This window comes from Anaerolineae bacterium (assembly GCA_014360855.1).
Classification (GTDB): Bacteria; Chloroflexota; Anaerolineae; order JACIWP01; family JACIWP01; genus JACIWP01.
The window spans coordinates 17,304-27,758 of sequence record JACIWP010000004.1; the positions used below are offsets into that span (position 1 = coordinate 17,304).

General features: G+C 65.2%; 9 protein-coding genes. 3 read left to right on the forward strand and 6 right to left on the reverse strand.

Going from position 1 to position 10,455, the window contains the following annotated elements; genetic code table 11:
- The first annotated feature begins 3 nt into the window (after nt 1-3).
- The 3 genes from H5T60_00535 to H5T60_00545 all read left to right on the forward strand — a co-directional run bounded on the left by H5T60_00535 (nt 4) and on the right by H5T60_00545 (nt 4,489).
- Entirely contained in the window at nt 4-756 is a 753-nt protein-coding gene (locus H5T60_00535; GenBank protein MBC7240919.1) for a glycosyltransferase family 2 protein, read from the forward strand.
- 137 nt (nt 757-893) lie between these two features.
- Entirely contained in the window at nt 894-2,117 is a 1,224-nt protein-coding gene (locus tag H5T60_00540; GenBank protein MBC7240920.1) for a glycosyltransferase family 4 protein, read from the forward strand.
- Nucleotides 2,118-2,173: 56 nt separating this feature from the next.
- Complete coding sequence (locus tag H5T60_00545; GenBank protein ID MBC7240921.1) at nt 2,174-4,489, forward strand: glycosyltransferase family 39 protein; 2,316 nt, start codon at nt 2,174-2,176, stop codon at nt 4,487-4,489.
- 161 nt (nt 4,490-4,650) lie between these two features.
- Here H5T60_00545 and rpoD read toward each other — a convergent pair whose 3' ends face one another.
- From rpoD to H5T60_00575, 6 genes are all read right to left on the reverse strand, one after another.
- Nucleotides 4,651-5,712 (reverse strand): RNA polymerase sigma factor RpoD, encoded by a 1,062-nt coding sequence (gene rpoD, locus H5T60_00550; protein ID MBC7240922.1) that lies wholly within the window; start codon nt 5,710-5,712, stop codon nt 4,651-4,653.
- Between the two features lie 40 nt (nt 5,713-5,752).
- Nucleotides 5,753-6,322 (reverse strand): DUF4340 domain-containing protein, encoded by a 570-nt coding sequence (locus H5T60_00555; protein ID MBC7240923.1) that lies wholly within the window; start codon nt 6,320-6,322, stop codon nt 5,753-5,755.
- Nucleotides 6,323-6,350: 28 nt separating this feature from the next.
- Nucleotides 6,351-7,880, reverse strand: a complete 1,530-nt coding sequence (locus H5T60_00560) for a GldG family protein (GenBank protein MBC7240924.1) — start codon at nt 7,878-7,880, stop codon at nt 6,351-6,353.
- Between the two features lie 2 nt (nt 7,881-7,882).
- Nucleotides 7,883-8,596 (reverse strand): ABC transporter permease, encoded by a 714-nt coding sequence (locus H5T60_00565; GenBank protein ID MBC7240925.1) that lies wholly within the window; start codon nt 8,594-8,596, stop codon nt 7,883-7,885.
- A gap of 22 nt (nt 8,597-8,618) precedes the next feature.
- Nucleotides 8,619-9,575: an ATP-binding cassette domain-containing protein gene (locus H5T60_00570; protein ID MBC7240926.1), complete on the reverse strand. Its 957-nt coding sequence runs from the start codon at nt 9,573-9,575 to the stop codon at nt 8,619-8,621.
- An 81-nt stretch (nt 9,576-9,656) separates the two neighbouring features.
- Nucleotides 9,657-10,455 (reverse strand): class I SAM-dependent methyltransferase (locus H5T60_00575; protein MBC7240927.1); only part of this gene is annotated, 799 nt, incomplete at its 5' end.

Genomic DNA, 10,455 nt, shown 5'->3' on the forward strand with positions numbered 1-10,455 from the left:
AATATGCCACTATTTGGAAGAGGAGGGAGAACGTTGTACAGCATTTCGGTGACGATGCCGGCGTACAATGAAGAAGCCAACATCGGTGCCATGATCGAGGATGCGGTGCGGGTGGTGAGCCAGATCACCGACGACTTCGAGATCATCGTGACCAATGACGGCAGTAAGGACCGCACGGCCGACGTGGTGCGGGAGAAAGCGCAGAAATATCCCCAGGTACGGTTGGTCGAACATCCCACCAACCTGGGATACGGCGCGGCGGTATATGACGGCTTTGCGGCCGCCACCAAAGAGCTGATCTTTTTCACTGACGGCGACCGGCAGTTCGTGCTGGACGAGATCCACAAACTGCTCCCCCATATCGAGCATGCCGATATGGTGGTGGGTTATCGGGCGCCGCGCCGGGACCCCTGGCATCGCGTGCTGTACGGCTGGGGCTGGAGCACGCTGGTGACCCTGCTCTTCGGCTACACTGCCCGCGATATTGACTGCGCCTTTAAGCTGTTCAAGCGCGAGATTATCACCAACATCGGGCCGCAGATCGCCTCGCGCGGGGCGACCTTCAGCGCGGAGTGGCTGGTGCGGACCAAGCGCGCCGGCTACAAAATTGTGGAGGTGCCGGTCACCCATCTGCCGCGCACCGCCGGCTCCCAGACCGGCGCCCGCCTGCACGTCATCAAGCGCGCCTTCAAGGAGCTGGCCCGCTTCCGCTGGAAGCTTTGGCAGGAAGGCAAGCCCAAGAAATACAAGGCCTGACGCCAGCCCTGTCCCGGCCCCTGGCACGCTGTGAGCGGCCCGCCGGCCGTGCCAACCAGCCCGGCCCTGGCCGCTCTTCTCTTGCCAGCCGGCTTTCGCCCAACCCATCCCCATTCCGGAAAGGGGTATCTGCCTGTATGCAGGGTACCAATGCGGCGGCGCGCCCCAGACGGGTGCTGATGATCGCCCCCACCTCTTTCTTCGCCGATTACGGCTGTCATGTGCGCATCTACGAACAGGCGCGCGGCTTGACCGCCCGTGGGCACGAGGTGCTGTTGTGCACCTATCATTCTGGCCGGGATGTGCCGGGCCTGTCCATCGTGCGGACGCCGGCGCTTCCCTGGCGCCGGCGCATCGAGATCGGCGCATCGTGGCACCGTCTCCTGTTGGATCTTCTCCTGCTGTGCACGGCCTGGCGGGCGGCGCGCCGGCATCGGCCGGATGTCATCCACGCCTTCCTCCACGAGGGCGCGCTCATTGGGACGATTATCGCCCGCCTGGCAAGGGTGCCTCTGCTGGCCGACCTGCAGGGGAGCCTCAGCAGTGAGGTGGTGGAGCATGAGACATTTCCCCCCGGGCACTGGGTGCTGGGCCTTCTGCGCCGGCTGGAGAGCTGGGTGGACCGTCAGCCGGCGCGACTGCTGGCCAACACGCATCACACCGCGCGCTGGCTGATGGAGGATTTCGGTATCGCGCCGGCGAAGGTGCGCGTGGTGCCCGACGTGGTGGACACCGAGCGCTTCGCGCCAGGGCGGCTCTCCGCCGAGGAGCGGCAGGGCCGGCGCCAGGCCCTGGGCATCCCAGCGGACGGCTTCTTGCTGGTGTATGTCGGCCTGCTGGCGCCGTATCAGGGCATTGATCTGCTCCTGCATTCCTTCGCCCAGGTCGCCCAACAGATCGACGCCTATTTGCTGGTCATGGGCTTTCCGCACATGCAGAGATACCAGCGTCAGGCCGAGGCCCTGGGGATCGGCCGGCGGGTTACGTTCACCGGTCCGGTCTCGTACTTCGAACTGCCGGCATGGCTGGCGCTGGGGGACGCGGCGGTCAGCCTCAAGCTTTCTCAGACGGAGGGCAACGTCAAACTGCTGAACTACATGGCGATGGGTCTGCCGGTGGTGGCGCTGGACACCCCGGTGGGGCGGGAGTACCTGGGGGAGGCCGGCGTGTTCATCCCCCAAGGGGACAGCCAGGCGCTGGCGGAGGTCGTATGCCGACTGGCCAGGGAGCCGGCGGAGCGCTGGACCCTGGGCCGGCGCCTGCGAGCGCGCGCCGTCGTCGAGTTTCCACTTTCCCGGGCCATTGATGTCATTGAGGCCGCGTACGGGGAGGTTTGCCGCGCCCCCACCCCTATGCTATAATCCCCTCGCCAGCGCGAAGCCCATCAAGAGGACGGTACAGCGAAAGGTTGATGGAGATGGCCGAGCATTCCAGGAATGGAAAAGGTCTGCCGCGCTGGCTAGTGGGCCTGATACTGGGCCTGCACCTCTGCCTGGGCGTGCTGTACAGCGTCATGGTGCCGGCCTGGGAAGCCCATGACGAATGGGCGCATTACAAGTACGCCGAGTATTTGGCCAGGTACCGAACTCTGCCGGCCGGCGATGCCCCCCTCACCGACCTGTTCGGCTATGACCAATCCACCCAGCCCCCACTGTATTACATCCTGGCGGCTGTCCCCATCGCGCTGGTGAACCCGACGGATAACATCGCGCCCGTGCCCAACCCATATGCCGCCGCCGGCACAGGACAGACGGGCGTCAACATGGCCGTGCACGATTGGGAAGCAGAGCGCTTCCCCTACCGCGGCACCTATTTGGCCCTGCACCTGGCCCGGCTGATCTCCGTGCTCATCAGCACCGCCGGCGTATGGGCGGTGTACCGGTTGGCGCGGGCGCTGTTCCCCCGCGAGCCGGCCGTCGTCGGTCTGAGCACTGCCATCGCCGCCTTTCTCCCCCAGTACCTCTTCATCGGGGCGGTGGTCACCAATGACATCTTGATCGCCGTGCTGGGCGCGCTGGTCCTCTACTACGCCTGCCTGCTGATCGTGGAAGACATCACCCTCCCGCGCCTGCTGGGATTGGGTATCAGCCTGGCCCTGGCCCTGCTGACCAAATACACCGCGCTGGGACTGCTTCCGCTGGTGATCCTGGCCCTGCTGGTCGCCCTCGGGCGTCTCCTGCGCCGGCGCGCCCTGCGCCACGGCTTGTTGGTCCTCGGTGTGCCGTTGTTGAGCGTCCCGGCAGTGGCCGGCTGGTGGTACCTCCGCAACCTGCGGCAGTACGGCTATCTGGTCTCCCGCGACGCTGACGTCCTGAGCCAATTCTGGCGGACGATTTTGGGGGCGGAGCCCCTGCCCCATGTCACCCTGCCGCAGATAGGCTACGCCGTATGGTACGGCTTTCAGACCTTTTGGGCTTCCTTCGGCTGGGGCAATGTGGGACTGCCCGAAAAGGCCTATATCCCCCTGGCTGTCCTGGCCGGCCTGGCGCTGTGCTCCGTGACGGCATGCCTCTTCCGCCGGCAGACCTCCAACCGACTGCGGGCTGTCATCCTCTTACTGGGGTTCGGGTGTCTTTCCCTGGGCTTCCTGCTGTTCTTCCGGGAGCTGATGAAGGGCGAGCCGATCCTGCGGGGACGCATGATGCTGCCGGCCCTGCCGGCCATCAGCGTCCTTCTTGGGCTGGGCTTGCTCTGGTGGTGGCCGGCGCGGCTCCGGCGCACCGCCGCCGGCGTGCTGGGGATCGGTCTGCTGAGCTTCGCGCTGATACTGCCCTTCGCCGTCATCGCGCCGGCCTATGCCGCGCCGGCAGAGACCAAAGCGCCGGATTTGCCGCCCGATGCCCAGCCGTTGGCTGTGCGCTTCGGCGATTTGGCGGAGCTGTATGCCTACCAGGTGTGGCCGGCCACCGTCCCCAAAGGCCATGCGGTGGGCGTAACGCTGTACTGGAAGGTGCTGGGCACGACATCCGAGAACTACACCCTCGGCGTGTACGCCCTGGGCGCCGAGAACCAGCCCTACGGCCAGGTCCTGCTCTACCCAGGCCGCGGGAACTATGCCACTTCGGTATGGAAACCGGGGACATATTTTCGGGAAGTCCTATGGATCCCCATTGAGTCGGAGCGGCCGGCGCCCTGCCTGGGTCGCATTGCGGTGACGCTGTTCCTCGATGACCCTTCGCTGGCGCATCTGCCGGTGAGCGATGCCTCGGGCGCCTTCGTGGGCTATTCTGCCATTTTCGGCCGATATAAGATCGCGCCGGAAGAGCCGGCGGCGGAGCCGCTTCAGCCGGCGCAGGCGCGCTTCAGCGACGAGATCGCCCTGCTGGGCGTGGAACTGCCGGCCGCGGCCACCCCGGGTGCCCGGCTGGAAATGCTCCTGCGCTTCCAGGCCCTGCGCCGGCCGGACGCCGATTACATCCTGTTCGTCCATCTCCTGGACGAGCAGGGACAATGGGTGGCCGGCGTGGACGGCCCGCCGCTCCTGGGCAACTATCCGACGGGCATATGGGATGCCGGCGAGATCATTGTGGAGCCGCGCACCATCGCTCTGCCGCGCCTGCCGGCCGGCCGCTATCGCATCGGCATCGGTTGGTACCATCCCGACACCATGCAGAGGCTGAGGGTCACGGACGCGCAGGGCCGCCCGCTCCCTGACGACATATGGCCGGCCGGCACCTTGGAGGTGAAATCCATCGGTCAGCAGGTGTTCCTTCCCTTGATCCTGCAGCCATAATCGGAGCACAGCGGTGCTGTGCCCCGGCCCATATTATTCGTCAAATGACGAATAATTATCTCGGCGAGTTTTCAGGCCCAGCGTTAGGAAAAGCGCATAACAAATCACCCGCGGGCGCTATACCCGCGGGTGGTTCGCTGAATACACGACGGCGCGCTGGATCAGCGCAGGTAATCCTTGAGCCGGCGGGCGCGCCGGGGATGGCGCAGGCGGTTGAGTGCCTGCACCTCCAGCTGGCGGATGCGCTCGCGCGTCAATCCAAAGCGCCGGCCGACCTCCTCCAACGTATGGTAGCGGCCGTCCTGCAGGCCGAAGCGCATTTTCAGGATACGCATCTCGCGCGGCGGGAGCTGGCTCAGCATTTCGTCCAGAAGCTCCCGCAGGATATTCCGTGTGGCGGCATCCGCCGGCGACAGCATGCTCCGGTCCTCGATGAAATCCCCCAGGGCAGAATCTTCATCCTCGCCCACCGGGGTTTCCAGCGAGACCGGCAGGTCGGCGAGGCGCATCAGCTCCTCCACTTTGCGGGCCGGCATATCCAGGGCCTGGGCCAGCTCCTCGGGGGCCGGTTCCCTCCCCAGTTCCTGGCTCATCTGGCGGGCGGTGCGGCGGAGCCTGGCGAGCTGTTCGTACATGTGCACCGGCAGGCGGATGGTGCGGGATTGGTCCGCAACAGCACGGGCAACCGCCTGCCGTATCCACCAGGTGGCGTAGGTGGAGAACTTATAGCCGCGGTGGTAATCGAATTTAGCGACCGCCCGCATCAGCCCCAGGTTGCCCTCCTGGATCAGGTCTGCCAGCGGCACGCCCTGGCCGGCGTATTTCTTGGCGATGCTCACCACCAGCCGTGAATTGGCCTTGATGAGATGCTGGCGCGCTCGCTCACCCATGCGGATATATTCCAGCAGTTGCTGGCGCTCCTCGGGAGGAAGCCCACCGTTCCGCGCCAGCCGCCGGCGTGCCTGCCGGCCCAGCTCGATGCGTTTTGCCAGCTCCACCTCTTCCTGCGGGGTCAGCAGGGGCACACGGCCGATTTCCCGCAGATAGATGCTGAGGGGGTCGCTGGCGCCGTCGTCCATCGGGGCCAGGTCCACCATCTCGTTGGGGTCGTATTCCTGCTCGTAGTACAGGCCGGCGAGCAGTTCGCCTTCCACGTCTCCTATTGCTTCTCCATCCAGATCGCCTGAGGATATCCTCGCCTGTTCCTCTGCCAGATGCTCCATGGCATTCCCTCTTCACCAACACCATAGCGTTGATCGCGCATTACGGTTGTACTGACGCCGCGGTGGCGGTGGGAGTGGGGGTAGGTGGAAACGGCGGCACATCCAGGAGCTGATTCCACACCTCCACGAGGTTTGTCGCCACAATGTAAATGCTCTCGTCATCCCCTTTTTTCAGGTAATAGTACATTTTCTGCGGCGTCTGATCGCCCACCAGGATCAGGATCTGCCGGCCGGTGCGGAGCTGTAACCGCCACTGCAGGGCCGGCGTCACCAGCCCATAGTCGGCCAGGCTGGTGATCTCGCGCGGCGGGAGCACGCGGCTGGCGTGGGCGTAGACCAGGAAGCCCAGCGCCTGCCGGATGCGGTCGCTGTCCGCCGGCGCATGAACCGGATAGCGCAATACCCAGCCCTCCTCCGCCGAATAATAGGCCTCCAGCGCCCGCTGATCCCTCTGCAGGCGAAACTCGGTCACATCATCCACATGCACGTCCTGCAGGACGGTGATGGACTCGGTGGTGTTGGAGGGGCCGGGGCGCAGTTCGGTGAAATAGACGAACAGGCCCAACAGCAGGGCTAGTATCACCAAGATGATGGTGGAACGCCACCTCATGGTATCCCGTCCTCCTTTGCGCGCAGACCTAGCGGTTGCTCCACCAGACGGCGGCGCCGGCGGCCAGGATAACCAGCGGCAGGAGCAGGGTGCTGGAATATAGGATCAGACGCATCTGCGGCCGGGTCAGGATGATGGGGCGCTCCTCGATGGTGCGGGCACTGATGGCGATCATATCCTGCTCTTCGGTGAGCCAGTTGACCGCCTGGACAAAGAGCGCCTCATTGGCAAAGGCGTCCTTGACCGAGTCCAGCACGCTGTTGGCGGCGAAGTCCGCGTCGGTGATGACAACCAGCCGGCCGCCGTACATGCTTTCCTCCATGGCCGCTCCCAGCACCAGCGGGCCGCGCGTGTCCTCTTTCTCATCGAACTGGGCCATCCTGTCGCTGGTGATCTTCGTCTCCCCCCAACTGTCCGGGCTGGTCTGCAGGATGGGCTTGGCAGTGATATTGGGGGGCGCCGGCTGGAGCAGTTCCATGCTCCGGGCATACAGCAGGAGGGTGGAGCGTCCGCCCAACCCGTTCGTGATCGCATGCTCCGGGTAGCGGTCAATGATAGGGGAGGCGAATTCTCCGAAGAAGGCGTTGCGCGGCTCGATGACCAGGTCCTCGCGCACCCGCACGTCCCAATCGCTCAAGATGTAGGGGTCAATCATGCCGGCGTTGGTGTCGATCAGCCAGAACACCTTGCCGCCGTGGTACAGGTAGTCAATGAAATGCTCCCGCTCCTGTTGGGTGAAGTTCACCTTAGGATTGGCGAGCACCAGGGCGGCGGCATCCGCCGGCAGCGTGTCGGTGATGGTCGCTAGGTTCAGCGTCTTCACAATGTAATTATTGCGCTCCAGCGTTTGGCGGATAGTCGCGTACCCGTCTGCCTCGAAGGAATAGGGGTCGCGCTCCCCATGCCCGGTGATGAAATAGATGGTCTTCGGCTCGTCCTGGGAGAGCCGCCAGATGGCCGAGATCAGCTCCTGCTCGTCCAGGGCGTAGGTGATGGTGCGCTTTGCCCCGCGCTCCAGCACCAACACGCCGTAGCTGGTCACGCCGTATTTGCGCGCCAGCGCCGGCTTCAGCTCCGGGTCCACAAACTCGAAGCTGAGTTTGTCGGTATAATAGCGGTACTCCTCCAGCAGGTCGCGCAGGCGCTCGCGCCGCGCGTCGTTCGTCAGGAAGAAGCCGGTGATGGTGATGGGCTCGCGGATGCCCTTTAGAATCTGAATGGCCTGCGGCGAGACGGAATAGGCGCGCTCGGCCGTGAGGTCCCAGCGCAGGGAATGCCGGCCCGCCAGGAAGTTGATCAGCACCAGGATGGCCAGGAAGGCGATGGTCATCAGGCCGGCGGAGCCGCCGTAGCGCGCCTGCCGGCCGCGCAGGGCCTGGCGGACGGCGGCTGGCCGCAGGAGGATGAACAGCACGCACAGCAGGGCGCCGGCGCCGATCAGCGCCAGGGCGATGGTGGAGAACCGCCCCTGGATGAGGGCGGTCAGCAGGCCGGCCAGGACCAGGAGCAGGCCGGCGTACAGGGCAGTGCTGGGAGGGGGTGCAGAAAGCCGGCGCATGATTACCGCCACCTCCTTATTTCCAGGATGCGGGTGGCCAGAAAGAGGCTGGCGGCGATGATGCTGAGGTGATAGACCACATGGCGGGTGTCAATGATCCCCTTGGCGAAGTCCGCGATATGGCTGGAGAGCCCCAGGTACTGCAGGACATCGGCCAGCGGGCCGCTGACGAAGCCGGCCAGGGAAGGGATGAGCCACAGCAGGAGCGCCATACCGACGCCCAGCACGGCGGCCACAATCTGATTGCTGGTGAGGGAGGAGGCCAGGGTGCCCACGCCCAGCAAGGAGCCGCCCAGCAGGATGATGCCCAGATAGGTGGTGAGGATAGGGCCCCAATCGGGCCGGCCAAACACTTCCAGCACCACCGGGTAATACAGCGTGGGCATCAGCATCAGCAGGTAAAAAGCCAGGCTGGCCAGGTATTTGCCCAGGACGATCTCCCCATCGCGCACTGGCGCGGTGACCAGGAGCTCGATGGTACCACTGCGCTGTTCCTCCGCCAGCAGGCGCATGGTGAGCAGGGGGAGCACGAACAGCAGGACGATGAGGGCACTGCCGCCGAAGAGCGGGCGCAGGGAGGCCTGTCGGGTGACGAAGAGGATGACGCTGAAGAAATAGCCCAGCACCACCAGCATGGCGGCGGTGACCACATAGGCGATGGGGGAGATGAAATACGCTTCCAGCTCTCGTCTGGCGATCAGGAAGGCATTACGCATAGCGGGTCCTCTGCCTCCATGGTCAGCGGCCGGCCGGCGCCTGGTCTGGGCGCGGCTCATCGCTGGTGAGCTGGAGGAATATCTCCTCCAGGCTGATGCGTTCCCGCCGCAGTTCGAGGAGCTGCCAGCCCTTCTGCACGACGAATTGGGCCAGGCCGGCGCGGATGTCACTGCCGAGGGCACAGGTCACCTGATAGGCGTTATCCCCCAGGGGGCGCACGTCCTGCACATGCGGCAGGCCCAGCAGGCCGGCGGTAATCTCCTCGGAAGGCGCGCCGGCGATCTCCACATACAGCAGTTCGCCCCCTTTGAGGCGGGCGCGCAGGCGATCGCGGGTATCCTCCGCCACAATGCGCCCCTCGTGGATGATCATCACCCGCTGGCAGACGTGCTCCACTTCGGAGAGGATATGGGTACTGAGGATAATGGTGTGGTCACGGCCCAGCTCGCGGATCAGGTCGCGCACCTCGATGATCTGGGCGGGGTCCAGCCCGACGGTGGGTTCATCCAGGATCAGCACTTCGGGGTCGTGCACCAGGGCCTGGGCCAATCCCACGCGCTGGCGGTAGCCGCGGGAGAGTTTGCCGATCGGGCGGTCGGCCATATGGGCGACCTGACAGCGTGCCATGACCTCATCCACGCGTTGTTTGCGCCGGCGCGCCGGCCCCACCCCTCGCAGGGCGGCCATGAACTCCAGGTAGGCGCGCACGCTCATCTCCGGGTAGAGCGCCACCGATTCGGGCAGATAGCCGATATGCCGGCGGGCTTCCAGCGAATGCTCGACGACGTCATAGCCCGCCACCACGGCCTTGCCGGCGGAGGGGGGCATATAGCCGGTGAGGATGCGCATGGTGGTGGTTTTGCCAGCGGCGTTCGGCCCCAGGAATCCCAGCACCTCGCCGGCGGCCACGTCGAACGACACGTCCTGGATGGCCGGCAGACTGCCGTAATATTTGGTGAGCCCGCGCACGGTGATCATGGGATACACTGCCCTTGTCGGATGCTGTGGCAAGTATGGCGCCGGCAGATTAACCCAAGATTAAATTCCCATCCCCTTTTATTATTCCTTGAAGTCGTACACCCCCTCATGCTGGGGCCAGGAGCGCCCGCATGCCGGGCAGTGGAGGCCGGCCGGCGTCGATTCCAGGCTGGTATTGCAGGCCAGACAGCGGAACAGGGGCTCCGCGGTGAAGGGCTGGGGGGTCCCGGTAGGGCGCAGGCGCACCATGACGCTGGGAGCGATGGGGTATGCGCCGCCTGGGCGCTGGAGCCACCCGTCCAGGCGCGCCAGGGCCTTCGCCGGCACGTGTTTCTTCAGCCACAGCACGCGGAAGTAGGAGACCCCCAACTGCGCCTCGTGACGCAGGCCGGCCGCTTCCCACTGCCGGCGCATCCATTCCGGGTGGTAGTTAAAGTTGAGGGGGGCAAACTCATAGGGCGGGAGAAGGAAGGGGTTCTCGGCCTGCCGGCGCAGGGCATAGCGCAGGACCGCCTTCAGGTTGCGCTTATTGGCGAATTCCAGGACGAAGGCCCCATCCTTTGCCAGGGCCGTGCGGATCTGCTGGAAAGCGGCCGGCACGTCCACCAGATGATGGATGACCCGTACCATGACGACGGCATCAAAGCGGCCGGGCAGGAAGGGCAGGTCATACACGTTGCCCACCACGAAGAGGAAGCGGGGGTCATGGCCCCAGCGCTCGCGCGCCTGCTGGATCATGGTGCGGGAGTAGTCCAAGAGCACCACCTGGTCATAGCCGGCATACAGGTCGGCCAGCCGGCCGAAGCCGGCCCCGATCTCCAGCAGGCGCCGGCCGCGCGCCGGTAAGAGCTTCCCCAGCGCCAGCCGTTCGGCGCGGTCC

Excerpts from the sequence above, each read along its gene's own strand:
- H5T60_00540 (MBC7240920.1), top strand. The coding sequence starts at position 894 with ATGCAGGGTACCAATGCGGCGGCGCGCCCCAGACGGGTGCTGATGATC.
- rpoD (MBC7240922.1), bottom strand. The coding sequence starts at position 5,712 with ATGGAGCATCTGGCAGAGGAACAGGCGAGGATATCCTCAGGCGATCTG.
- H5T60_00560 (MBC7240924.1), bottom strand. The coding sequence starts at position 7,880 with ATGCGCCGGCTTTCTGCACCCCCTCCCAGCACTGCCCTGTACGCCGGC.
- H5T60_00545 (MBC7240921.1), top strand. The coding sequence starts at position 2,174 with ATGGCCGAGCATTCCAGGAATGGAAAAGGTCTGCCGCGCTGGCTAGTG.
- H5T60_00570 (MBC7240926.1), bottom strand. The coding sequence starts at position 9,575 with ATGATCACCGTGCGCGGGCTCACCAAATATTACGGCAGTCTGCCGGCC.
- H5T60_00555 (MBC7240923.1), bottom strand. The coding sequence starts at position 6,322 with ATGAGGTGGCGTTCCACCATCATCTTGGTGATACTAGCCCTGCTGTTG.
- H5T60_00565 (MBC7240925.1), bottom strand. The coding sequence starts at position 8,596 with ATGCGTAATGCCTTCCTGATCGCCAGACGAGAGCTGGAAGCGTATTTC.
- H5T60_00535 (MBC7240919.1), top strand. The coding sequence starts at position 4 with ATGCCACTATTTGGAAGAGGAGGGAGAACGTTGTACAGCATTTCGGTG.